This window comes from Sideroxyarcus sp. TK5, assembly GCF_054601595.1.
In genome coordinates, this window is the sequence record NZ_BAAHSJ010000007.1 from 16,604 (window position 1) to 41,627 (window position 25,024).

The following is a 25,024-nucleotide window of genomic DNA, read 5'->3' on the forward strand; positions in this document are numbered from 1 at the left end:
GCTTTACGCTTTGAGCGCGACCAGCACCTCGTCCAGCATCTTCTTGGCATCGCCGAACAGCATGCGGTTGTTCTCTTTGTAGAACAGCGGATTGTCCACGCCAGCATAGCCGGAAGCCATGCTGCGTTTCATCACGATGGAGGTCCTGGCTTTCCACACTTCCAGCACCGGCATGCCAGCGATGGGGCTGCCGGGCTCTTCCTGTGCGGCCGGGTTCACGATGTCGTTGGCGCCAATCACGATGGAGACGTCGGTGTCAGGGAAGTCCGCGTTGATCTCGTCCATCTCCATCACGATGTCGTAAGGCACTTTGGCTTCGGCCAACAACACGTTCATGTGACCGGGCATGCGGCCCGCGACCGGGTGGATGCCGAAGCGCACGTTGACGCCTTTCTCGCGCAGGTACTGGGTGATCTCGTTCACCGTGTGCTGTGCCTGCGCCACTGCCATGCCGTAACCCGGCACGATGATCACGTTCTTGGCATCGCGCAGCAGTTCAGCCGTCTCCGCCGCACTGATGGACACCACTTCTCCCGCCGGTTGCGCTTCGCCGCCCGCCTTGGCCGGTGTGCCGCCGCCGGTGCCGAAGCCGCCCGCGATGACGCTGATGAAGTTGCGGTTCATCGCGCGGCACATGATGTAGGACAGGATCGCGCCGCTGGAGCCCACCAGCGCGCCGGTGACGATCAGCAGGTCGTTGTTCAGCATGAAGCCGGTCGCCGCCGCCGCCCAGCCCGAATAGCTGTTGAGCATGGACACCACCACCGGCATGTCGGCACCGCCGATGGCCATCACCATATGGATACCGAACAAAAGGGCGATCACGGTCATCACCGTCAGGGCGAACATGCCCGCGTCTATCGATTCGGCCTGCAGGAATATGTAGCCGAACGCGATGACGACCAGCAGGCCGATCAGGTTCAGGAAGTGACGTCCCGGCAGCAGCAACGGTTTGCCACCGATCTTGCCGGACAGTTTGCCGAAGGCGATGAGTGAACCGGAGAAGGTCACGGCACCGATCAGGATACCGATATAGACCTCAATCTCGTGGATGGCCTTTTCGGCACTCGACAGGTGCATCGACGCCATCGGGTCGATGTAATTGGCGAAGCCGACCAGGCAGGCCGCCAGACCGACCAGACTGTGCATCAGTGCGACCAGCTCCGGCATCTGCGTCATCTGCACCTTGCGTGCGGCGTACAGACCGATGCTGCCGCCCACCACCATCGCGCCGATGATCCAGGGCAGGCCGGCCATCGTGACACGCGGCCCGAACACCGTGGCCAGCACGGCGATGGTCATGCCGAGCATGCCGTAGAGGTTGCCGCGACGTGAAGTCTCGGGGTTGGAAAGACCGCCGAGACTGAGGATGAACAGGATCGTCGCGCCGATATAAGAGACAGTAGCCAAACTTTCAGACATCATGAAAATCCTTATTTACGGAACATCGACAGCATGCGCTTGGTCACCGCAAAGCCGCCGAACATGTTCACCGCAGTGAGCGCGATCGCCACCACGGCCAGCCCGCGTATCCAGTCGTCCGGGCGATCCAGGCCGAACAGCGTCGGCGGCGCGATCTGCACCAGCGCACCGAGGGCGATGATGCTGCTGATCGCGTTGGTGACGCTCATCAACGGGGTATGCAGGGCCGGCGTGACGTTCCAAACCACCATGTAACCCACGAAACAGGCCAGCACGAACACGGTGAAATGTCCGAGGAACTCGGCCGGGGCATACGCGCCGATGAGCAGGAACAGCAGCGCGGCAATGCTGAACAGGGCGACTATGGTTCCCGCAGAGGCCGGCGCACCGGTACTACCGTGGCCTTTTGCGGCGGGAGCGGGAGCCGGCTTGGCGGCAGGCTTGGCCGCAGCGGCGGGCAGTTTGGGTGCGGGCGCGGGCCAGGTGATCGCGCCATCCTTGATGACGGTCAGGCCGCGTATGGCATCGTCTTCCATGTTGACGTCGATGACGCCATCCTTGTTCTTGCACAACTCTTCGGCCAGACGGAACAGATTGGTGCCGTACAGTGTGGAAGACTGCTTGGCCAGTCGGCTGTTCAGGTCGGTATATCCGACGATGGTCACGCCATGTTTGACCACGGCCTTGCCGGGTTCGGTCAACTCGCAGTTGCCGCCTTGCTCGGCCGCCATATCGACGATGACGCTGCCGGCTTTCATGCTCTTCACCATCTCGGCGGTGATCAGTCGAGGCGCGGGTTTGCCGGGGATCAGCGCGGTGGTGATGATGATGTCGACTTCCTTGGCCTGTTTGGCGTACATCTCGCGCTGGGCCTGCTGGAAACCTTCGCTCATCACCTTGGCGTAACCGCCGCCACCGCCGCCCTCTTCCTCATAGTCGACCTTCACGAACTCCCCGCCCAGCGACTTGACCTGGTCGGCCACTTCGGCGCGGGTGTCATTGGCACGTACGATGGCACCCAGGCCGGCTGCGGTACCGATGGCCGCCAGACCGGCCACACCGGCACCGGCGATGAACACCTTGGCCGGCGGTACCTTGCCCGCAGCGGTGATCTGACCGTTGAAGAAACGACCGAAGGCATTGGCGGCCTCGATGACGGCGCGGTAACCGGCGACACCGGCCTGCGAGGTCAGCGCGTCCATCTTCTGGGCGCGGCTCAGCATGCGCGGCAAGGCGTCGATGGCGAGCACGGTGACTTTCTTTGCAGCCAGTTGCTGCATCAGTTCGGGGTTCTGCGCCGGCCAGATGAAACTCACCAGCGTGCTGCCTTCGCGCATCAGGGCGACTTCTTCCTTGCTCGGTGCGCGCACCTTGAACACGATGTCGGAACCTGCCCAAAGTTCGGCTGCGCCGCCGATTATCTCGGCACCGGCAGCGCGATAGCTGTCGTCATCGCAATTAGCCTGATCCCCGGCACCCGATTGGACCGCGACCTGGAAACCCAGCTTGATGAGCTTCTCTACGACTTCGGGTACCGTCGCAACGCGTTTTTCGCCTGCACTGATCTCCGCAGGAATTCCAATACGCATGTAACCCTCCTGTAAACCGCATACTGAAACGCCCGGTTGTTCCGGGCGCACTGAAATTGGCTTGCGATTATATACGAGCTTTGCGCCCCGCCCCAGCCCATTGATGTAACGAAAAGGCACGCCGAAGCGTGCCATGGAACCTCGCTGCGAAGAGGGATAATCAGGCGGCGATCTTCTTGCACTCCGCGTAACAGGCTGCGCAGGACTCCTTGCAAGCCTTGCACTCGGGGTGTTTCTCGGTCTTTTTGCATTCTTCTTCACAGACTTTGCACACGTCCATGCAGACCTTGGCCAATTGCGGCAGATATTTGGAATCCGCGGCTGCCATCTGCTGCAAAGCGCCGCACATGGCAATCACCTGACTGGAAGACTGCGCGCAGTTCGCCATACTCTTGTCGCCCTGTCCCAGCAAAACGATGCAATGCTGCAAACAGATGTTCGCCTTGGACACGCAATCTGCTGCGGCTGCGATGAGCTTGTCGTTTACCGTACCCATGACATGGTGCTCATGCCCCATATCCATATGTTCGTGGCTGGCACCGAATGCCGTACCGGCGGCGGCCATGGCTACAGCGCCAAGCAACAGGTCTCTGCGATTCATGAATATCTCCTTGAAGTGATAGGGCTGACCGACGGGGCGCAGTCTATCCATGACGACCTTATTTGGATAGGGTGATGAAAGAAAGCTTGGCGACACCGGCTTTCTGCGCCAGCGCCATCAAGGTCGCCACGCGTCCATAGGGCACGGCGCTGTCCGCTTCGATCTGCAACTGGAACTGCGGAACTGCGGATCGGGTGCGCAGCATCTCGGCCAATTCGCTGTCGTTCACCGGCTTCTTGTCCATTTCTATATTGCCCTGCGCATCGACCACCAGACTGACTTGCTGCGGCTTGTCGTTCTGTTGCACGGCGTCGGTCTTGGGCAGGTTGATCTTGAGCGACTGCGGTGCCAGCAAGGGTGCGGTGATGATGAACACCACCAGCAACACCAGCATCACGTCCACCAGCGGTGTGACGTTGATCTCGCTCATCATGCTGCCATCGTCCTGCTGTGAAGAGTTACCGAAAGACATGGCTCACCCTTTACAGTTTGAAATCATGCTTCTGCGCCAGACGCATGAAGTCGTGCGCGAAGTTCTCCAGGTCGGTCACATGCACCTTGAGGCGACGCAGGAAGAAGTTGTAGGCCAGTACCGCAGGCAGCGCGGTTGCTATGCCGATGGCGGTGGCGATCAGCGCCTCGCCGATAGGGCCGGCCACCACATCCAGCGAAGCGGAACCGGTGCGGCCGATGTCCTGCAGGGCATGCATGATGCCCCATACGGTGCCGAACAGACCGATGAACGGCGCGGTGGAACCGATGCTGGCCAACTCGGCCAGACCGCGCTCGTGATAGCGCTGGATGTTCTGCAACTGCTGGCGCAGCATGCGCTCCAGCACGTCCTGCGGTGCGCCGGAATGTTTCAGGTCCTGCTGTGCGGAATTCAGGTTCTTCAATTCTGAGAATCCGGCCTGTGCCAGTCTGGCGATGTCGCCTTTGCTCGATGTGCTGACCTTTTCCGCCCCGCTCCACTCCCGTGCAGCCCAGAACTCGCGGTTGAATCGCTGGTCGTGCTGGTGCGATTCATATTGCTTCCACAGTTTGAACAAGGCGATGGACCAGGTCGCGATGGACAGCACGATCAGCAGCAGCAGCGTGCCCGAAACGATAGGGGATGAAACAGAAAAGAGTTCGTTCATGCGGCTTATTCCTCTAAAGAAAATTTGATCGGCACCAGAAACCATTGCGTGACCGGCTGGCCGAAGCGCGTGGCGGGTGAGAACTTCCAGGTCTTGACTGTCTGTAGCGCGGCTTTGTCCAGGATGTCGTAGCCGCTGCTGGTCTGCAACTTCACTTCGCCGGCCCTGCCCTCGGCCAACACTTCGACATTCAACACCACCTTGCCCTGATATCCCATGCGCCGCGCCACCAGCGGATACGGCGGGCGCGGATTGTTCAGATAGTCGGCGCGGTAGTCCGGCTCGGCATCCAGTTGCACAGGGGAAGGCGGTGTCTGCACCGGCGGTGCGGCGACCTCCTCCACCGGCTCGGCGGAGGACTGCGGTGCTTCCGGTTCGATCACGCGCGGCTTGGGTTCCGGTTTCGGCTCGGGCTTGATCTCGGGTTGCGGCGCGACATCCGCCTGCTGCATCTGCACATTGGCGAAGGAGATGGACATCTCGTTGATCGCCGCCTGCGGCGGTTCCGGCTGCGCCAGCCAGAACACGAACAACAGCAGATGCGCGAGCACCACGATGCCGACCACGGTCAGCTTTTCGTACCAGGGCGATTCCTGTGTCGCGTCGTGTAACGCGTGCATATAGGTCAGCGGCAGATTGAGAACAAGGGCCGACATGCTACCAGCGCCCCTCCAGTGTCACCAGCAAGGAACGATGGCCGGTGCTGCGGCTGGACAATGTGTAGGTATCGCCGCCGTTCGTGAAGCGCGTGCGCTGCACCGAATCCGCTGCCAGCAGGTTCTTTGCGGTGGTGCGCAGATTGAACACGGGCGACAGCTTGTACAGCCAATAGCCGTCCAGCGTGGCGCGCGCGTCGGACACGGCATACATCTCGCCCGGGATGTCGGTCACGCTGCGTCCCGACAGTTGCAGCGACACGCCGTAACTGGACTTGAACCTTGGCAGGTTCTCGTCCAGTCCGGCCGAGAAGATGTAATTGGGCGTGTCGCGCGCCATGCGCGAGATGCCGAGGCGCGCGTCGTTCACCGCGGCATGCGGCAAGGTCAGATGCGCTTTGACGGTCGCGCCTTTCCAGCCCCAGGCATCGGTCTGCACCTTGCCCTCCAGCTCCCAGCCCCAGTGACGGGCGCTGCCCTCGTTCTGCGGTCTGTCCACCCAGCGCGCACCTTCCAGTTGTACGCGGCGTTCGGTGAAATCCTGCGTGCTGCGCGCATAGAAATTCAGTCCGAGCACACCGGTGTTGTCCGGCAGATAACGCTCCAGCACCGCTTCGAAGTTCACGCTGCGTTCGGGCCGCAGGTGCGGGTTGCCGCGTGTGTCGGCTTCCGTCGGCGTGTTCGCCGCCACGCTCAGCGTCGCGGCATCGCTGATCTCGCTCAGTCTCGGCATCTTCAACCCTGCACCCAGCGAGGAACGCAGCAGCCATTGTTCCTGCGGTACCCAGCGTATCGCCAGTGCAGGCATCACCTGTCCGTGCTGTTGCGTGCTGCTGCCGGTGTCCAGGTCGACGCGTTCGCCGCGCAGGCCGTAGGTGAACGTAGTCTTGTCGCTCAGCATCCAGTCGTCCTGCAACCACAGGATGTTCTGCTTCTCGCTGTTGGCATAGCCCGACGTCACGCCGGACAAGGTCTGCGTATCGCTACTGTTCAGAGAGGCGTGTTCCAGCCCGACCGCCAGCAGATGCTGCTCGCCCAGCGGCCTGTCCAGCCTGAACGCCATGCTGCGCTCGTTCTCGTTGCTGGCGGTGTCATCCGTGTTTGAATCGGCGGTGCCTGCCGCGTCATGCGACAGACGCACGACATGCACATCACGTGTGCCGTGGTTGAGCGAGATGCGTCCGGTCAGTTTGCTGTCGCCCAGATGTTTCTCGCCTTCCACGCGCAGACGTTGCAGGCGGCGGCGCATCTCCTCGCGGCTGCTGCGGTCGCCGTTGACCACGAAAGTGCTGCTGCTTGCCGGACTGGCGGCCGTCTGCGTCATGTCGCTGTTGCGCTTGCCCAGTCCGTCGAACAACAGGGGCGCGACGGTCAGGCTGTCGCTGCCCTGCTTCCAGGTCAGGCGCGGCGAGAGCACGAATTCGCGGAAGGTGAACAGGCCTTCGTCCTTGTCCTGTTCGTTCAATAACGTGACACCTGCGCTTTCGTTGCGACGTTCGATCACGCTGCCGGCAGGTCGGCGATGCATGTTGAGCGTGATCGGCAGCGTCCAGGCGAAACCGCCCTCGCCGCCGTTCTCGGTCCAGGTGAATTGGCCGGTCGGTTCGTCGCCGTTCATGCCAACGGCGACTTTCACGGCCGTGGCACGTTTGCTGACCGGTTTCTTCATCACCAGATTGACGGTCACGGAGGCCGCGCCGCCGTATTCCGCGGACGAACCGCGCAATATCTCGACGCGCTCCAGCTCCCCCGCGGGCAGGCGACCGACCACGCCTGCCACGATGCGCGAGCCGCCCGCCGGACGTTCGCCGTCCACCAATATCTGCACGCTGTCGCGCGACATGCCGCGTGCGCGGTGACCATCCCCTTTGACTTCCACGCCCGGCAACTTGCCCAGCACCTCGCCGATGGTCATCACGCCCATGTTCTCGATGTCCTTGCGGCCGACGATCACCTTTTGCGTGGTGGAATCACGGCGTGCCGCCACATCATCCTGCTTGCCGGTCACGGTGATCTCTTGCAGGGCGGGTCGGTCTTCGGCGCAGGCCAGAAGCGGGAGGAAGGCGAATAACAGACAGCTACGTTTCATCAGGCAGACTTGTTCGATCGGTTCAAAGGAAGAGAAGGATGCGGCGCAATCCCAGCACGATCAGCACCGCCGCCGCGCCCCAGCGTATCCAGCGCGTCAGCCAGTCGCGGTTCTCGCGCAACTGTTTGCCCAGCAGGCTGATCAGCGGCAATAGTATCAGCAGCGGTGTCAGCGCCGCACCCAATCCGAACATCACGCCGTTGGCCATGCCCAGTTGCACGCTGCCTGCCGCCGCACACACGGCGAGCAAGGATGCCAGTGGTGCGCACGGCGTAAGGCTGAGCGAGAAGCCGAGCAACAAAGGCGGTGTACTGCCCACCCGCTTGGACACCCCGCACGGCGCATGCGTCTTGCCGGTGCGCAACAGCCACAGCCCGGCGGCGATGGACGCGGCGCCGATGAACAGATTGCCGCTACCACCTTTCATCGCCTGCGACAGCCAACTGCCCGCCGCTGCCGCCAGCGCCCCCAGCATCGTGTAAGCCAGGATGCGGCCGCTGACGAACAGGCTGGTATCGCGCAGCGCCTGCATCTGACTGCCGCCGCGTCCCAATATCCAGGTACCCATGAACGGCAGGCAGGTGGCGGTGCAGGCGGTCAGGCCCAGCGAGGCACCGAGCAGCCACACGGTGAACAGCGTGGTCTGCTGCGACAGTTGCCACTCATCCATTTTCTTTGGCGCGCAGGATGGGGATCACGCGTTTCTTCGGTTGGCCTTCCGGCGTTTCGAACTTCACGCGCGCCTTGTAATAGTCGCGCGAGGAGCCGAACAGTTTGAAGCCGAAGAACTTGAGCTGGATCACATCGTCGTCCGGACAATATTCCGCGCAGCGTCCGCACAGCGTGCAGTCTTCGTGGAAGGCTTTGCTGCCGAACGAGGTACCGATCTCGTGGATGTCCATCGGGCAGGCTTTTTCGCACACGCCGCACTTGGCGCATTTGTCATGCGCGTCCTTTTTAACCAAACGCATCGGTGACAGTTTCTGGAACAGCGCGTTCCACGACAGCAGCGGGCAGATGCGGCAGAACGGCTGACGCACCGCCAGTGCGGCTATGATGATGAAGCCGAACAGGGCATTGCCCAGCGCGCCGAGGAAGAAGTTGATGCCCGTGCCGGTGCGCACGGCGAGCTGTTCGGTATCGGCGGTCAACAAGGTGGTGGCGATGCGCGAGGGACAGACCTGGCAGAACGGGTCGCCCAGTTCGTTGGCGACGGTGCCCATGCCCGCCAGTGTCGGCAGACCCAGCACCAGCACCAGCAACATGAACCACTTGACCGGACGTACTTTGCCGACGTTCTCCTGCTTGAAACGATTGAGCGGACGGCCGATGCGGCGACCGATCTTGTAGAGCAATTCCTGCACCGTGCCCAGCGGACAGACCCAGCCGCAGAACGCCTTGTTCAAAAAGAAAAAGAACAGGAAGAACACGCCTACCGACATCAACGTGGGGATGAACACGTTCAGCGCGACATCGCCCGCCTTGGCCAGCGCGGCACCGACGCGGTGGTGCAACTGGTGCTGGTTGACGATGAGGATGCAGTGGTCGCCGGTCATCTTGTCGTAGGCGCAGGACAGCGACGGCAATGCTTTGGAGATGCGATCCACGGTGTAACTGCCGAGCAATGCGCCGCCGTACACGGTGACGAACAGCATGATGATCTGCACGGTGAAGCGGAAACGCGCCAGCGTGGGGAATAGATTCTTAAGCATTGCTTGGCTCCTCATTCTTGGCGGCAGCCTGGCGCTTGCGCAGCAACGGTGCGGCGCCCAGCATGCCGAGCAGCATGAAGCCCAGCCCCATGGTCAGGCTGCGGTTGCTGTAGGCTTCTTCGCCGTAGCTGCTGTTGAAGGCGGTCAAGTATTGCTGGCCGCCATCGGCATGCGACACGGCCAGCACGAAATCGGCGCCGCGTCGCATGCCATGGCTCCCCGCCTTGCTTTGCACTGTTTCAGTGTTGAAATCGTCCGGCACATGTACGTTCGCTACGCCTGCCGCATCCGTCATGAATTCGGCGCGGCCGCCGTTCGATGTCTCCAGCACGACCTTCTGGCCTGCCAGCGGTTGGCCTTTGAAACGCACGGCGAACTGCCAGTCCTCATTGGCGCGGTAGCGGGAATGTTCGCGCGGATAAGGCTGCGGCACGATCTCCAGCTCGTGCTTGACCTGGTCGAACATGGCGGTCGGATTCTTGCCGCCGTGTTCGCCGAAATAATGCACGGTGGATGCGACGCGCACTGTATCGCCCTGCACTTCACGCGCGGTCAGCATCTGGAAACCGCCCGTGGCGGGTTTGTCCAGCGGCGCGCCGCCCATCTCCATGGATAACTGACGATGTCCGTTGGCATCATGCAGATCGTTGGACCAGGCTTCGATCGCCGCCGCCGCGATGTTCTGCGGCAGGATGCTGACGCTGCGCGATGCCATGTCCTGCCCTTTCATGCGCGGCTTGAGCAGCGGCAGTTGCGTCCAGAGCTTTGACTGGCTATGCATCATGGCACCGTGGTCGTGTTGCACTTCTGCGGCAACGGCTGTCCCGGCGCACGCCGCGAGCAGACATATGGAATAGAGGATTTTCATGGCCATCCTTAAAAGCTCAACGATGCGCCGACCGTCCACACGCGGCCGGGATTGACGGTGATGGACATGTCTTCGGTGTTGTACACGCCGTTGCCGTCGCCGTCCGAGCCGCCGCGTATGGTGGAGTAGTAATAACGGTCGAACAGGTTGTCGATACGGGCGAAGGCGGACCACTTCATCTTGCCGTCCCCCTTTAACTCATAGTTCGCCATCAGGTTGTAGGTGGTGCGTCCGCCGACCCAGACGATGTTCACCTCGTCCGCATAGATGCCGGACTGTGCATTCATCTCGCCGGTGAAGGTCCAGCCGTCCATGGGGCGATAGCGCGAAGTCAGGTTCAGTTTGTGCCTGGGCGTGCGCGGCACCACGTTGCCGGTGTTGTTGTACAGCACCGAAGGCAGGGAGCCGCGCGTCCCCATGGACATCCAGTAAGTGTCGTTGCGCGTGAAGATGGCGTTCAGGTAGGTATACGCCAGATCGCCGGACCATGCTTCGCGGCTATCGGTCTTGATGCCGGCCTCCAGTCCGCGGTTCCGCACGCCGCCGATGTTCTGGTACTGCTCCAGCGCATTGGTCAGTGTCGCGCCCGGCGTCGACTGATACTGGCCGCCGGTATTGAGGATGAAATCCTTGCGGTCGACCTGGAAGATCGCCACATCCGTATCCAGCGGGATACCCATCATCTCGGTCTTGCTGCGCAGGCCGATCTCGGCGTTGTAGGATTTCTCAGGTTGCAGGTTCGGATTGGGGGCGACCGTCCCGGTGGGTGTGATGGTGCCGCCATAGAGCTGCGACACGGTGGGTACGCGGAATCCGGTAGAGAGATTGGTATACAGCTCGCGTTCTTCCGAGAACGCGTAATTCATGCCTATACGCTCAGACCAGACGTTGAACGTCTTGTCGCCGGTGGTCACCCGTCCTTGGCTGATCTGCGTGGCCGTCAGCGGGATATTGCTGACGAAACCGGAAGCGATACTGTCATAACGCGCGTTGAAAGTGACGGTCACCGGGGCGCTCGGTTGCCATTTGAGTTCGCCATACAGTGCGCGCGTGTCGGAAGTTGACACACTGTCCTCGGTGATGGCACCGACCAGATTGAGCGGGTTGGCGACCCCGACTGCCGTGTTGCGCGAGGTGTAGTTGACCAGGTTCCTGGTCAGCGTGACGTCTTCGAAACGTTGCAGATCCAGACCGCCCATGAGTGCGACTGCTTCACCACCTTTGCGCCATTCAGCCTTGGCCCCGCTCTGCGATTGCCGGGTATCGCGTCCACTCACGTAGGCATCATTGAAAAGCTTCATGTCGCTGGCAGTGGCCGTTCCATACAGGAAGTTCCCAGCGGCATCGCGCAGGAAACCGTTCGGGTTCTGCCAGCCGTAGGTGTGATCCTTGAACAGATAGGTGTTCACCAGAAGATTGCTGCCGCCATCCATGTCCTTGGCATACGACAGATTCACTTTGTCCAGCGTCACATCATATTTACGTGCATAGTCCTTGCCTCCACTGACGCTGCGCGGATCGATCCAGGCATTGGTCACTCCGGTCACCGTGCCGTGGCTATCCTTGTTGCGCTTGGCATGTTCAAAACCGAAGGTCAGGTCGCTGGTCTCGTCCAGCATGTACTGCAATTTCCCATCCCAATAGTCACGACCATAGTCGCCCTGGTCGTGATAGCCGGAAGATTGCATCTTGGTCTTCTGGATATGTCCGACCCACTTGCCTTCTGCAAAGCCTGCGCGCAGCAGGCCTTTGTAGTAGTCGAAGCTGCCCTTTTCGGCTGCCACGGTCACCCCGGCCATCTTGGCACCACGCTTGGTGGTGATAAGCACAGCACCGGACAGCGCATCCTCGCCGAACAGGTAGGAAGCGCCACCCTTGATGACCTTGATCGACTCTATGTTATCGAGGTCGATGTTCACGCGCCCCGTACGTTCCTGTACCGGCACGCCGTCGATCACGATGGCCACCCCCGGCTTCTCGCCCATGTAACGTTGTGCTTCCACACCACGCAGCATGATCTTCACCGAATCGCCGCTCTGTACCTCGGCTGTCACGCCGGGTATCGACTCCAATACCTCGACGATGTTCGTCCCGTGTTGCTCATCCACACTCTTGCCGCTGATGATGTTCACATTGGATGGTTCCCCGCGCTTGGAATCGAAGCGGTCGTCGATGGTGGTGGACGAGACGGTCACTTCCGGCAAGGCGCTGATTTCTGCCCATGACGCCTGCGGTGCGACAAGTGCCCATATCACACAGGCTGCGATCTGTTTGCTGCATCTATTCACTGCTTCCTCCCTGAATATCCCTGTTGAGAAACGTGGCGGATTGTAGGAAGCGAAGCAGTGCGCGGGAATGTGACATGATGTCGCGCGGCGGAATGTCGCACCCCCTATCCGCTATAATCCGGCGATGCCTTCCATTCATCTGCTCCCCGACCTGCTCATCAACCAGATCGCCGCCGGCGAGGTCATCGAACGTCCTGCCTCGGCGCTGAAAGAGTTACTGGAGAACAGCCTGGATGCAGGCGCGACCGAGATCGCAGTTCAACTGGAAAGTGGCGGCATCAAGCGTCTGGTGGTGCGCGACAACGGCAAGGGCATCGCGCAGGAAGAGCTGCCGCTGGCGCTGATGCGCCACGCCACCAGCAAGATCGCCTCGCTGGAGGATCTGCAACGTGTCGCCAGCATGGGTTTCCGCGGCGAGGCGCTGGCGAGCATGGCGGCAGTGGCACAGGTCATGTTGACCAGCCGCACAGCGGACGCCGGGCATGCGTGGAAGGTCGAGGCGATCGACGGCACTCAAAGCGAAGCGGCACCTGCCGCCCATGCCCCCGGCACCACCTTCGAGATGCGCGAGCTGTATTTCAACACCCCCGCCCGGCGCAAGTTCCTCAAGAGCGAGAGCACCGAATACGCTTGGTGCGAAGAGACCTTCAAGCGCATCGCGCTGTCGCGACCGGATGTGGCGTTCTCCTTGCAGCACAACGGCAAGAGCATCTGGCAGTTGCCCGCACACGATCTGCCACAGCGCATCACCGCCATCCTCGGCACGACCTTCGGCCAATACGCGGTCAACGTCGAGCGCGAGATCGGCACCCTTCATCTGTATGGTATCGCCGCCCTGCCTGCCTATTCCCGCTCCACGCGCGACGAGCAATACTTCTTCGTCAACGGGCGCTTCGTGCGCGACAAGGTGGTGATGCACGCCGTGCGTCAGGCCTATCAGGACATTCTGCACCATCAGCGCCATCCGGCCTTCGTGCTGTTCCTCGATATGCCGCCGGAACAGGTGGACGTGAACGTGCACCCGGCCAAGAGCGAGGTTCGCTTCCGCGAGAGCCAGGGCATCCACCAGTTCGTGTTCCACGGTGTGCAGGACGCGTTGAGTGCGACCATGTCTGACAAGGAGGGAACACCCGTCGCTACACAACGCGAGTCAGCCGCAACGTTCACACCGATCCAGCAGCAGCCCATGCGTTTTGGCGCAGCCGAACAACAAGCGACGTATCGCGTTTGGGAATCGCAAAGTCAGTCATTAGGAACCAGGATTGAGGATCGAGTAAGCGATAGCAGTGAATCTCACCGCGTTTCTCAATCCTCAATCCCCGATCCTCAATCCTCACAAGAACATCCGCTCGGCTACGCCCTCGGCCAGCTCTCCGGCATCTACATCCTCGCCCAGAACCAGCAAGGCCTGATTGTGGTGGATATGCACGCCGCGCATGAACGTATCGTGTACGAACGGCTCAAGGCCGCATTCGACGCGCAGCAGATGCCCAGCCAGCCGCTGCTGATCCCCGTCACCTTCGGGGCCGAACCGCTTGCCATCGCCACCGTGGAAGAGGAACAGGATGCGCTGAACAGACTCGGTTTCGACATCGCACCGATCTCCACCCACACGCTGGCGGTGCGCGCCATGCCGGCCATGCTCAAGCAATCGCATGCCGAAGCGGCCGCGCGCGAAGTGCTGCACGAACTGCGCGAGTTCGGCGCTTCCCGAGCATTGACCGAACGTCGCAACGAACTGCTGGCCACCCTCGCCTGCCATTCCGCCGTGCGCGCCAACCAGCAACTCTCGCTGCCGGAGATGAACGCCATCCTGCGCGAGATGGAACAGACTGAGCGCGCCGACCAGTGCAACCACGGCCGTCCGACCTGGTTCCAGGTAACGTTGGCGGAGCTGGATGCGATGTTCATGCGCGGCCAATAATCATCATTAGTTGCACTGTGCGCCTGCCCGCAATGCCCGAAGAGCAGGCATAATGCGCACCTTTCCTGCCACAACTTGCAGTCTATTGCCATGAAACACATCGTCGACGACGTCCGCATCAAAGAGATCAAAGAGCTCACGCCGCCCAGCCATCTGGTGCGCGAATTCCCGGTCACCGATACCGCTGCCGAAACCATCTACACCGCGCGTGCCGCGATCCACCGAATCCTGCACGGTGCGGAAGACCGCCTGCTGGTGGTGGTCGGCCCCTGCTCCATCCACGATACCGAAGCGGCGATGGAATATGCCGCCAGACTGAAGGAAGAGGCGAAACGGCATGCCGCCGATCTGGTGATCGTGATGCGGGTGTATTTCGAGAAACCGCGCACCACGGTGGGCTGGAAGGGCCTGATCAACGATCCGCATCTGGACGGCAGTTTCAAGATCAACGAAGGGCTGCGGCTGGCGCGCAAGTTGTTGTGGGAGCTGAACGAGTTCGGTCTTCCTTGTGCCACCGAGTTCCTCGATGTGGTCACGCCGCAGTACACGGCCGACCTGATCTCCTGGGGTGCCATCGGCGCGCGCACCACCGAATCGCAGGTGCACCGCGAACTGGCCTCGGGTATCTCCTGCCCCATCGGTTTCAAGAACGGCACCGACGGCAATCTGCGCATCGCGGTGGATGCGATCAAGGCTGCCGCCAGCCCGCACCATTTCCTGTCGGTCACCAAGGCCGGTCATACGGCCATTTTCTCCACCAACGGTAACGAGGATTGCCATGTGATCCTGCGCGGCGGCAAGCAGCCCAACTATGACGCGGCCTCCGTCGATGCGGCTGGCAAGGAACTGGCCAATGCCGGATTGCCTGCGCGCGTGATGGTCGACTTCTCGCATGCCAATAGCCGCAAGGAGTATCTGCGCCAGGTCGAGGTGGCACAGGATTGCGCGGCGCAACTGGCGAACGGCGAAGAGCGCATCTGTGGCGTGATGATCGAATCCAACCTGAATGAAGGCCGTCAGGATCTGCAGCCCGGAAAACCGCTGAACAGGGGCGTATCCATCACCGATGCCTGCATAGGTTGGGACGACACCGTGCGCGTGCTGGACATGCTGGCCGAAGGCGTGCGCCAGCGCCGCATCAAACTGGAAGAACGTTGATCGCCATCCCGCTGCGATGAGTAAACTCCCGCCCGCCATCTTCCTGATGGGGCCCACCGCCAGCGGCAAGACCGGCGTGGCGGTGGAACTGGCACAACAGTTGCCTGTGGAACTGATCAGCGTCGATTCCGCGCTGGTGTTCCGCGACATGGACATTGGCACAGCCAAACCGGATGCCGCCACGCTCGCCCGAGCACCGCACCATCTGATCGATATCATCGATCCGACGCAAACCTACTCCGCCGCCGCGTTTCGCAAGGATGCGCTGCGCCTGATGGCAGACATCACTTCACGCGGCAAAGTGCCGTTGCTGGTGGGCGGCACCATGTTGTACTACAAGGCCTTGCGCGAGGGATTGAGTCCGCTGCCGCAAGCCGATGCGACCTTGCGTGCCGAGCTGGATGACGAGATCGCGCGGCACGGCATCGAAGCGCTGCATGCCAGACTGGCTGCAGTCGATGCCGAGACGGCGGCCCGGTTGCATGCCACCGACACGCAACGCGTGCAGCGCGCGATGGAGATCTACCGTGCTTCGGGCAAACCGATGTCGGAGCTGATCAAGCGGCAGGAACAAGACCCGTTGCCCTACGACATCCTCTCTATCGCGCTCCTCCCCTCGGACCGTTCTGTGCTGCATGACCGCATCGCTTCCCGTTTCGAGAAGATGCTGAGCGAAGGGCTGGTGGATGAATTGCGCGGTTTGCGTGACAGATATCCCTTGCATCGCGACATGACCTCGATGCGTTGCGTGGGCTACCGGCAGGCTTGGGAGTTTCTGGAAGGCGAGATCGACGAGGCCGGGTTGATGGAAAAAGGAATCGCCGCCACGCGCCAGCTGGCCAAGCGACAACTCACCTGGCTGCGAAGCATGCCGGAGAACATCGAGCTGGACTGTCTGGCTCCGTCTCTTTTTGAAAGTGTTCTGGCGAAGTTAGCCTCGGAAGTTGCCCTCAGTCCTTCTTGAGAATCTCTGTCGCGCCATTCTGTGCGAGCCAAAAATCCCGGTACTTCATGTCTTCGTTCAGCAGGTGCGCAACCAGTAGCTGTTTGACCTGCAGACCAGCTTTGATCCAGTCGGACTCCATCTCGCTTCGTTCGATACGCTTCATGACATCCGTGAAGACCTTGGTTGCGGCTGCGTGCTGGCGGGCATGTTGTTCTGCTTCGGGATAACCCCATTCGATGAACAGTGATTCCTCGTGGTCGAAATGGGACACTGCATCATCGATGACATCCTGCATGCGCTTGCGCACCTCGCTCAGCGACATGCGTTCCGCAATGGCCTCGTTCAGGGCATTGATGAGTTCGATGAAATGTCTGTGTTCGGCATCGATCTCCGGGATATGCACACTGAGTTCATGACTCCATTCCAGGCGCCAGGGCATGGGGTTATTGGGGGAGTTCATAGCCGTCCTCCTTGAACAATGCGGTGCAGGCATCCACCACTTGCGTGTCGAAATGGGTGCCGCGCCCGTTCCGCAATTCCTCCAGCGCCGCCTCGATACCCAGACCGGGCCGGTATGGCCGGTGCGAAGACATGGCTTCCATCACATCGGCCACGGCCAGGATGCGCGCACCAGGCAGGATCGATTCCCCCAGAAGTCCCTGCGGATAACCCGTGCCATCCATGCGTTCGTGATGCTGGTGGACCATCTCCGCGATCGGCCATGAGAAGTCTATCTCTTTGAGGATCTCGTAGCCGGCCTGCGGATGCATCTTGATGAAATTGTATTCCATCTCGTTCAGGCGGCCCGGTTTGCTCAGTATCTCGGCCGGGATCTTGATCTTGCCCAGATCGTGCACGATACCGGCCAGCCTGATCGCCAACCCCTCTTCCTCTGGCATGCCCATCTTCTGTGCGATAGCTTCGGCCAGTACGGCGACCCTGCGCTGGTGTCCGTAGGTGTAGGGATCGCGCATCTCGACGATGCTGGCGATGGCTTCGACCGTCTTCATCATATTGTTCTGCAGACGCTGCTCGTGCTCGCGATGGGCGGCCTTGACGCGCAGGGTGAGGATGCCGAAAGCCAAGTCGCCCGCCATCTCCTGCAGGAGTTGTACCTCACTCTCATCGAAGACATCCACCTTCTCGTCGAACAGCACCAATGTGCCGAAGGTCCGCTCCCCCTCCTTCAAAGGTAGTGCGATACAGGAGGCGTAACCGTATTGCCGCGCATTCTCGTGCCATGATTCCAGTTCCTGGGTGTTCAGGATGTCCGGCACTATGCTTGGTGATCCGCTGATGATGGACTGTCCGGCCGGACAGGAAGCATGCCTGGCTTCGTCCCATGTCAGCGGCGACGGATTCGGCCACCCCCTCTTGCTTCCGGATTGCGCCATCTGCACTATCGTCTTGTCCTCATCGTCGCGTGCAAAGCCTATCCATGCCAGACGGTAGCCGCCGAATTCGACGGCGACTTCGCACATCTCCTGCAAAAGGCTGCCTTCATCTGTCGCATGGATCAGCGCCTGGTTGCCCGCGCTGATGGTGCGCAAGGCGCGGTTGGCGCGTTGCATGGCGGCCTCGTGCTGTTTGCGTTCGGTGATATCGATGGTATAGCCCGCAAGATAGGTTCTTGCGCCCAGCGGTATCGGGAATTTGATGGTCAGATAACTGCGGCCGTTAAATGCCTCATCCAGATGCAGTACCTCGTTGCTGCTGACTGTTTGCCAGTCATCCGCAGTCATCTTCTTCGCGAACTCGGGCGGAAACAGTTCCTGCATGGTCTTGCCGGTCATCTCGTGACCGGGGATGCCGATCATCTCAGAAAAGTTCTCGCTGGCAGCCAACACTTTGCTTTCGGCAGGGCGGACTTCCTTGATGAAGGTGTAGATCGGAGAATGCGCGATGAAGGCCAGCAACAATTCCCAGTTCTCGCGCAATCTGTCCTCCATGTGCTTGCGCTCGGTCACATCCTCCATGGTGTGCACGCTGTACAAGTACTCACCTTTCGCGTCATGCACAGGGAAGGCACGCGAGCGGTAGGTACGATCCCCGTTGATGACCTCCTCTTCCTCGCCGTCCGCCCCCGCTTCGAGTGCGTGCAGACAGCCGGGCAAGGGGCCGGGCGATTTCGGGAACACTTCGTAATAAGGACGCCCGATGAATCCCTTGAACGGTGATCCGGCGCGCTGCTGATAGGCACGGTTCGCGCGCAGGATACGGAATTCCTTGTCGTGCACGAACACGGGGTCGTCGATGGCATCCAGAGCAGCCATCCATTCCTGCCGTACCTGCTCGATCTGTTTGAGGGCCAGCTCCAGGGCGTCCTGCTGGACGGCATGAGGTTCGCGCAGTGCAGCGAGCTGCGTCTGCAATTCTGCGATGGTGCGTCGGGCGGACTCCAGCTCGGTACGCGCTGTCAGGATCTCATCATTCATGACGAATCCCGAAAGAATGGACAGGAAAGTGGCACAGCAAGTGTTCTGCAGTGTCTGGGCACGGCAGAGCGTTGGGAAGCCTTAGCAGCTTGCCGAGAACGATACTCATCGCATCAGATCCCCTGCAACATTGCCGCCATAACATCTACTGCCGGAGGCGGAGGTCCGGCTTGATCATGGAGGTCAGTGTGGTTTGCCCAGATCGCAGGCATTTCCTTCGTCCGGAGTGACCAGCGCCATCGCATCGGTGGCCGGGATGCGCAACAGTTCGCCCAGTTCCTTGTAGTCGTCGGGCAAGGCAGCATCGTCCCAGCCGTTGGCGGAATGGCGCGCGAGGTTGACGGCCAGCACCACGTTGCGCACGCGGATCTTGCTCGCGTTCTCGTCGTCCATCAGGGTCAGCAGCAACTGGGGCAGGTTCCATTCCTTGACCAGTGATTTCTGCAGGTCATGCAGATTGAAGCCGAACACCTGCTCCTGCGCTGCCTTGCTGCGCAGGGTCTTGTCCTGTTTCTGCATGGTCCTGATCTTGAGCATCTCGGCAGGGGCATATATCCACATCAGCATCTCGGCCAGATCGTGCAGCAATGCGGCGATGCGCACCTCTTCGTAATGCAGGTCGTTCAACCGGACCGCCCAGTCGAACGCGTATTCGGCTGCGCGGTGCGAGCGATGTACCACATGGAGCAGATGCACCAGCGCTTCCGTCTGGCCTTTCAGGGCGTCCTGCACCAGCGGCGCGGGCGGCACCTTGTTGTAGAAAGTCTCGACCCCAAGCATCAACAGCGCCTGCTCGATCTGCACGACTTCGCTGGTCTGGCTGCGGCGTTTGTGCTGCTGCAGGTAGCGCAACAGTTTGACGGTCAGCATCGGATCGGCCGAGATGGCGTTGGCCACGTTACGTGCACTGAGTTTGTTGACGTCCTCGCGCAATGTGTCGAGTTCGCGCGCGGTCTGTTTGAGGACGGGAATGTCGGCCTGCGTCAGGAATGCGATCCTGGCACCTAGTTTGTCGGTTTTCTGCTCTGGCATGTTCCCTCCCCTGGGTACGCTTGCAGTGAAGTTTACGACAATTCGATGCGTTTCTTTAGCTTTGTATCGCCAGCGTGCCGCTGCGCCCTTCGATACAGCCCATTCTCACCTCGTGACGCGGCAGCGCTGCGAGATCCAGCCCCTGCAGGTATTGGCGCATGGACACCAGTTCATAGCCCTGTCCTTGCCAGCCCTGCAGCAGTTGCTCGAATATCGGCATCCACCTCTGGCCCTCGAGTTCGGCGTGCAGGGTGTAGACATGCCCGGTTGCCGACGGTGTGCGGGTCAGACCCAGCAGGTGGTCCGCGACGCTGTCCAGCGAGATACCGTCGCGACCTACCAATTCATCCAGCGTGGGCAAGGTGGTCGGCAGCTGCGGGCAGGCGATGATCTCGGCATCCCATGTCGGGATGAAAGGATGGGTGCCACGCGTATCGGAACTGTAGTCCAAGCCCAGACGCTGTGTCTGGCGCAAGGCGTAGCGGTTGGTCTGCCAGCCCGCGGCGGCATGGGCTTTCGGTGGCTCGCCAAATATCTCGGTATAACGATCCACTGCACGTTGCACCTCGCGTTCCGTCCATGCGGCATCCTTGCCGGCCACATGGTCCTGCCAGCGTATGTGATCGTAGCAATGGATGCCGACCTCGAAACCGGCATCGAGCACCGCGCGCATGATGTCGCCGCATTTCTTGCCGATGTCCGGCCCGGGCAACAGGGTGCCATACATCAATGTCTTGAAGCCATAATGTTCGAGCACCGAAGTGCGCGAGACTTTCTTCATGAAGCCGGGGCGGAACACGCGCTTGATGGCGCGCCCGGTATGGTCCGGGCCCAGTGAGAAGAAGAAAGTGGCTTGCGCGTGATGCCGTTGCAATGCTTCGACCAGACGCGGCACGCCTTCTCGCGTACCACGATAGGTATCGACGTCGATCTTGAGAGCGATCTGTTTCATTCTGGGATATTGGATACGGGATTCAGGATTCTGGTTACCTAATTCCAAAATCCCGCTTCCCAAATCCTGCTTTTAGTCGACCAAGCCCCTTGCTTCGGCGATCTGCGTACGATAGGCATCGTAGATCTTGCGCAGGGTGTCGGCCATGGTGGTGGTCGGCTTCCAGCCCAGTTCTTCACAGGTGTTGGTGATCTTGGGCACGCGGTTCTGCACGTCCTGGTAGCCCTTGCCGTAGTAGGCATCGGAGGTGGTCTCGACGATCTTCACCTTCTTGGCGGACTCGGCGTATTCCGGATACTCGGCGGCCAGCTTCAACATCATGTCGGCCAGGTCGCGGATCGCGTAGTTATTGGACGGGTTGCCGATGTTGTATATCTTGCCGGTTGCCACACCGTTCTTGTTCTCGATGATCTTCATCAGCGCGTCGATGCCGTCGTCGATGTAGGTGAAGGCGCGTTTCTGGTGGCCACCGTCGACCAGGCTGATGTTGTTGCCGCGGATGATATGGCCGAGGAACTGGGTCACGACGCGCGAGCTGCCTTCTTTCGGCGTATTGATGGAGTCCAGGCCGGCACCGATCCAGTTGAACGGACGGAACAGCGTGAAGTTCAAGTTGTCCTGCATGCCGTAGCCCCAGATCACGCGGTCCATGAGCTGCTTGGAGTTGGAGTAGATCCAGCGCGGCTTGTTGATCGGGCCGCAGATCAGCTCGGAATTGTCCGGATCGAATTCCTCGTCGTGGCACATGCCGTAGACCTCGGAAGTGGACGGGAACACCAAGTGCTTGTTGTACTTCACGGCCGCACGCACGATGGGCAGGTTGGCTTCAAAGTCCAGTTCGAACACACGCAGCGGCTGCTTCACGTAGGTAGCCGGGGTGGCGATGGCGACCAGCGGCAGGATCACGTCGCACTTCTTGACGTGGTATTCCACCCATTCCTTGTTGATGGTAATGTCGCCCTCGAAGAAATGGAAGCGCGGCTTGCCGATCAGGTCGGAGATACGGTCGGTGCTCATGTCCATGCCGTAGACTTCCCAGTCGGTGGTCTCAAGGATACGATTGGACAGATGGTGACCGATGAAACCGTTCACACCCAGGATCAGGACTTTCTTCATTTTTATAGCCTCAACGATTGAATTCAAATTCTTCGGTGCCGAATTTCTCGGCGAAATCTTGCGCAGTCATCTCGCTGCCGTCCAGCTCGAAACGCACTACGCGCAGCATTCCTGAGCCGCATCGCGCGTAGGCCTTGCCATCACGCACATAGAACGCCGCTTTCCCGCTTGTAGCGCCCTGCACCATCAAGGTCTGCAGGATGCGCATGGGCTTGCTCAGCAGTGTCGTAGTCGCACCCGGATACGGCGGAGCCACGGCGCGGACGAGATTATGAATGTTTTGGGCACTCTGTGCCCAGTCGATTTCGCCGTCCTGCGGTTTGCGGCCGCCGAAATAGCCGCCTTTGGATAGATCCTGTTTGGTGCGCGGCGCTTTTCCGGCCAGCAAGGCCGGCAGCACGCTGTTCAAGGCCATCTCGGCCGCGACCGTCACCTTCAGGAACACCTCGTGCGCCGTATCGTCGGGCAGGATGGGCACGGCCTGCTGCGCCACGATGTCGCCGTTGTCCGGCTTCTCGGTCATGTAGTGCAGTGTGGCACCGGTCTCTGTCTCGCCGTGGATGATGGCCCAGTTCACCGGCACCCGGCCGCGGTATTTCGGCAGCAAGGAACCATGCATGTTCAAGGCCCCACGCGAGGGGATCGCCAGCAGTTCCGGCTTCAGCATCTCGCGGTAGTAGAAGGAGAAATAGAAATCCGGCTGCAAAGCCTTGATCTGCGCGATCACTTCCGGCGTGTTCGGATTGTCCGGCGTGATGGTCGGGATGCCATGCAATTCGGCCAGATTCTGCACGCTGTCGAACCAGATGTTCTCGTTCGGATTGTTGCGGTGCGTTACCACCAGCACGACCTCAACGCCGTGCGCAAGCAGCACATTCAGGCAACGGAAGCCGACGTTGTGATACGCGAAGACGACCGCTCGACTCATTCTTCGCCGTCCGCGAACAGGTCGCTCGGTGTCGAACCTGTCTTGGGTTTGCGTGTGCGCCTGGGTTTCTCTTCTGTCTTCTCCAATACGGCTTCCACCAGATAGCGTGGCCTGTGGCGCACCTGCTGGTAGATACGGCCGATGTATTCGCCCAGCAGGCCGATGCCGAACAGCGCGATACCGATCAGGAAGAACATCAGCGCGAAAAGGGTGAACAGCCCTTCCGCCTCGGGACCGATGATGAGGCGACGCACCAGCAGGAAGACGAAGAACGCTCCGGATCCCAGAGAGATCAGCATGCCTGCCATCGAGAACCATTGCAGCGGCACCAGCGAGAAGCCGGTCATCAGGTCGAAATTGAGGCGGATCAGGCTGTACATCGAATACTTGGACTCGCCCGCCGCACGCTCTTCGTGCCCCACCACCACTTCTGCCGGATTGCGCGCAAAGCTGTAGGCCAGCGCAGGGATGAAGGTGCTGACTTCCTTGCAGCTGTTGATAGCGTCGATGATGTTGCGGTCGTAGGCGCGGAACATGCAGCCCTGGTCGGTCATCTTGATGCGTGTGATCTTCTCGCGCAAACCGTTCATGGCCCTTGATGCGACATGGCGCCACCAGCTATCGTTGCGCTGGCGGCGGATGGAACCGACGTAATCGTGCCCCTCATCCATCTTGGCCAGCAGCAGGTGGGTATCTTCCGGCGGATTCTGCAGGTCGGCATCAAGTGTCACCACGCGCGCGCCCTTGCTCTGTTCGAAGCCGGCCATGATGGCCATGTGCTGGCCGAAGTTGCCGTTGAACAGCACCACGCGGGTCACATCGGGGCGTTTCTGGAACTGTTCGCGCAGGATGGCAGCGGAGCGGTCGCGGCTGCCGTCATTGACGAAGATGACCTCATACGGTATCGCCAGCTTGTCCAGCGCGGGATAGAGCCGGTCGAACAAGGCTTGCAGCCCCTGCTCTTCGTTATAGACGGGAATGACGACCGAAAGTTGGATAGCGCTCATAGGGGCGGCATTCTACCGCAGCGGGGGGAATTGCACTAAATCGACAGTGAGGCACGGACGGCAGCGGCAACTCGTGCCACATCGGCCTCGCTCATGCGCGGGAACAACGGCAGGGTGACGATGCGTCGCCCCACGCTCTCGGCCACGGGGAACATGCCTTCCCTGAAGCCGCGCTGTCGGTACATCTGGAACAGGTGGATGGGCGGGTAATGCACGCCGCAGCCGATATTGTGCTGCTCTTTCATCTTCGCCATGAAGTCGCTGCGTTTCACGCCTTCCGGCAGTACGATCTCGAACATGTGCCAGTTGGTGTTGGCGAAATCCTTGACTGGCAGTTGGGTGCCAGCCTGTTTCTCGAAGTCTGCGCCGAAGGTATCGAAGTAATGTTTCGCGAGCGCATGGCGGCGCTCGGTAATCGCTTCCAGTTGCGGCAACTGGTGGAGACCGATCACGGCGGCGACGTCGGTCATGTTGTATTTGCCGCCCAGCACGTCCACCTCCATGCCGTCAAAGCCCGTACGCGTGACGCCCTGCAATCTGTATTTCTCGGCCAGGCGCGCTTCGTCCCCGTCGTTCAACACCAGACAGCCGCCCTCGGTGGTGGTGAGGTTCTTGTTGGCCTGGAAGCTGAACGACACGAAATCCCCGAAGCTCCCGATGCGCTTGCCGTTCCACTGCGAACCCAGCGCCTGCGCGGCATCCTCCACCACGCGCAGCTTGTGCTTCGCCGCGATGGCATACAGCCGGTCTCTGTCCACCGGCAGGCCGGAAAGGTCGACCGGGATGATGGCGCGGGTCTTCGGTGTGATGGCCGCCTCGACTTTATCGAGGTCGATGTTGCGCGTGATGGGGTCGATGTCCGCGAACACCGGCGTGGCGCCGACTTCGAGTATGACATTGGCGGTTGCGACCCAGGAGATGGGCGTGGTGATGACTTCGTCGCCGGGGCCGATGCCAGCGATGCGCAAGGCGATCTCCATGGTGCAGGTGCCGGAATTGAAGGTGCGCACCGGACGCCCGCCGAAGTATTCGGACAGCACCTTCTCGAAGGCCTGCACCTTGGGGCCGGAGGTTATCCAGCCGGAGCGCAGCACGTCGCCGACGGCGGCGATGGCGGCTTCATCGATATAGGGGCGGGTGAAAGGCAGGAATTCGGACATGT

At 60.7% G+C, this 25,024-nt stretch carries 22 protein-coding genes; 3 read left to right on the forward strand and 19 right to left on the reverse strand.

Annotated features, from left to right (window positions below; genetic code table 11):
- Positions 1-3 precede the first annotated feature (3 nt).
- The 11 genes from pntB to ACYPYQ_RS11545 all read right to left on the reverse strand — a co-directional run bounded on the left by pntB (position 4) and on the right by ACYPYQ_RS11545 (position 12,364).
- On the reverse strand, positions 4-1,422 hold the full coding sequence (pntB, locus tag ACYPYQ_RS11495) for a Re/Si-specific NAD(P)(+) transhydrogenase subunit beta (RefSeq protein ID WP_459723982.1): 1,419 nt from the start codon (positions 1,420-1,422) through the stop codon (positions 4-6).
- Between the two features lie 11 nt (positions 1,423-1,433).
- Positions 1,434-3,011 (reverse strand): Re/Si-specific NAD(P)(+) transhydrogenase subunit alpha, encoded by a 1,578-nt coding sequence (locus ACYPYQ_RS11500; protein ID WP_459723983.1) that lies wholly within the window; start codon positions 3,009-3,011, stop codon positions 1,434-1,436.
- A gap of 160 nt (positions 3,012-3,171) precedes the next feature.
- A complete protein-coding gene (locus ACYPYQ_RS11505) occupies positions 3,172-3,663 on the reverse strand; it encodes a four-helix bundle copper-binding protein (protein WP_459723984.1) in 492 nt (163 codons plus the stop codon).
- Between the two features lie 7 nt (positions 3,664-3,670).
- Complete coding sequence (locus tag ACYPYQ_RS11510) at positions 3,671-4,084, reverse strand: ExbD/TolR family protein (RefSeq protein ID WP_459723985.1); 414 nt, start codon at positions 4,082-4,084, stop codon at positions 3,671-3,673.
- 10 nt (positions 4,085-4,094) lie between these two features.
- Positions 4,095-4,751, reverse strand: a complete 657-nt coding sequence (locus tag ACYPYQ_RS11515; protein ID WP_459723986.1) for a MotA/TolQ/ExbB proton channel family protein — start codon at positions 4,749-4,751, stop codon at positions 4,095-4,097.
- A 5-nt stretch (positions 4,752-4,756) separates the two neighbouring features.
- A complete protein-coding gene (locus ACYPYQ_RS11520; RefSeq protein WP_459723987.1) occupies positions 4,757-5,407 on the reverse strand; it encodes an energy transducer TonB in 651 nt (216 codons plus the stop codon).
- Between the two features lies 1 nt (position 5,408).
- Positions 5,409-7,496 (reverse strand): TonB-dependent receptor plug domain-containing protein, encoded by a 2,088-nt coding sequence (locus ACYPYQ_RS11525; RefSeq protein ID WP_459723988.1) that lies wholly within the window; start codon positions 7,494-7,496, stop codon positions 5,409-5,411.
- 22 nt (positions 7,497-7,518) lie between these two features.
- Positions 7,519-8,166: an urease accessory protein UreH domain-containing protein gene (locus ACYPYQ_RS11530; RefSeq protein WP_459723989.1), complete on the reverse strand. Its 648-nt coding sequence runs from the start codon at positions 8,164-8,166 to the stop codon at positions 7,519-7,521.
- Positions 8,159-9,208 carry a 4Fe-4S binding protein gene (locus ACYPYQ_RS11535; protein ID WP_459723990.1) on the reverse strand — a complete coding sequence of 350 codons (1,050 nt, stop codon included), beginning with the start codon at positions 9,206-9,208 and terminating at the stop codon, positions 8,159-8,161. The genes ACYPYQ_RS11530 and ACYPYQ_RS11535 overlap by 8 nt, the downstream gene beginning before the upstream one ends.
- On the reverse strand, positions 9,201-10,076 hold the full coding sequence (locus tag ACYPYQ_RS11540) for a hypothetical protein (protein WP_459723991.1): 876 nt from the start codon (positions 10,074-10,076) through the stop codon (positions 9,201-9,203). Before ACYPYQ_RS11540 ends, ACYPYQ_RS11535 begins: the two co-directional genes overlap by 8 nt.
- 8 nt (positions 10,077-10,084) lie before the next feature.
- Positions 10,085-12,364 (reverse strand): TonB-dependent receptor, encoded by a 2,280-nt coding sequence (locus ACYPYQ_RS11545; protein WP_459723992.1) that lies wholly within the window; start codon positions 12,362-12,364, stop codon positions 10,085-10,087.
- Positions 12,365-12,488: 124 nt separating this feature from the next.
- Between ACYPYQ_RS11545 and mutL the strand changes: the two genes are divergently transcribed.
- The 3 genes from mutL (at position 12,489) to miaA (ending at position 16,410) form a co-directional block, all read left to right on the forward strand.
- Positions 12,489-14,288, forward strand: coding sequence for a DNA mismatch repair endonuclease MutL (gene mutL / locus ACYPYQ_RS11550; RefSeq protein WP_459723993.1), 1,800 nt, complete (start codon positions 12,489-12,491; stop codon positions 14,286-14,288).
- Between the two features lie 90 nt (positions 14,289-14,378).
- Entirely contained in the window at positions 14,379-15,446 is a 1,068-nt protein-coding gene (gene aroG / locus ACYPYQ_RS11555; protein ID WP_459723994.1) for a 3-deoxy-7-phosphoheptulonate synthase AroG, read from the forward strand.
- A 16-nt stretch (positions 15,447-15,462) separates the two neighbouring features.
- Positions 15,463-16,410, forward strand: a complete 948-nt coding sequence (miaA, locus tag ACYPYQ_RS11560) for a tRNA (adenosine(37)-N6)-dimethylallyltransferase MiaA (protein WP_459723995.1) — start codon at positions 15,463-15,465, stop codon at positions 16,408-16,410.
- Here miaA and ACYPYQ_RS11565 read toward each other — a convergent pair.
- From ACYPYQ_RS11565 to ACYPYQ_RS11600, 8 genes are all read right to left on the reverse strand, one after another.
- On the reverse strand, positions 16,397-16,852 hold the full coding sequence (locus tag ACYPYQ_RS11565) for a bacteriohemerythrin (RefSeq protein WP_459723996.1): 456 nt from the start codon (positions 16,850-16,852) through the stop codon (positions 16,397-16,399). The two genes, miaA and ACYPYQ_RS11565, sit on opposite strands and share 14 nt — an antisense overlap.
- Positions 16,836-18,827 carry an HD domain-containing phosphohydrolase gene (locus ACYPYQ_RS11570; protein ID WP_459723997.1) on the reverse strand — a complete coding sequence of 664 codons (1,992 nt, stop codon included), beginning with the start codon at positions 18,825-18,827 and terminating at the stop codon, positions 16,836-16,838. Before ACYPYQ_RS11570 ends, ACYPYQ_RS11565 begins: the two co-directional genes overlap by 17 nt.
- A 183-nt stretch (positions 18,828-19,010) precedes the next feature.
- A complete protein-coding gene (locus tag ACYPYQ_RS11575) occupies positions 19,011-19,859 on the reverse strand; it encodes an HDOD domain-containing protein (protein ID WP_459723998.1) in 849 nt (282 codons plus the stop codon).
- A gap of 55 nt (positions 19,860-19,914) precedes the next feature.
- Complete coding sequence (locus ACYPYQ_RS11580; RefSeq protein WP_459723999.1) at positions 19,915-20,811, reverse strand: polysaccharide deacetylase family protein; 897 nt, start codon at positions 20,809-20,811, stop codon at positions 19,915-19,917.
- Between the two features lie 72 nt (positions 20,812-20,883).
- Entirely contained in the window at positions 20,884-21,927 is a 1,044-nt protein-coding gene (locus tag ACYPYQ_RS11585) for a bifunctional UDP-4-keto-pentose/UDP-xylose synthase (RefSeq protein WP_459724000.1), read from the reverse strand.
- A gap of 10 nt (positions 21,928-21,937) precedes the next feature.
- Positions 21,938-22,855: a formyltransferase gene (locus tag ACYPYQ_RS11590; protein ID WP_459724001.1), complete on the reverse strand. Its 918-nt coding sequence runs from the start codon at positions 22,853-22,855 to the stop codon at positions 21,938-21,940.
- A complete protein-coding gene (locus tag ACYPYQ_RS11595) occupies positions 22,852-23,862 on the reverse strand; it encodes a glycosyltransferase (protein WP_459724002.1) in 1,011 nt (336 codons plus the stop codon). The genes ACYPYQ_RS11590 and ACYPYQ_RS11595 overlap by 4 nt, the downstream gene beginning before the upstream one ends.
- A gap of 35 nt (positions 23,863-23,897) precedes the next feature.
- Complete coding sequence (locus ACYPYQ_RS11600; protein WP_459724003.1) at positions 23,898-25,022, reverse strand: DegT/DnrJ/EryC1/StrS family aminotransferase; 1,125 nt, start codon at positions 25,020-25,022, stop codon at positions 23,898-23,900.
- Between the last annotated feature and the right edge of the window lie 2 nt (positions 25,023-25,024).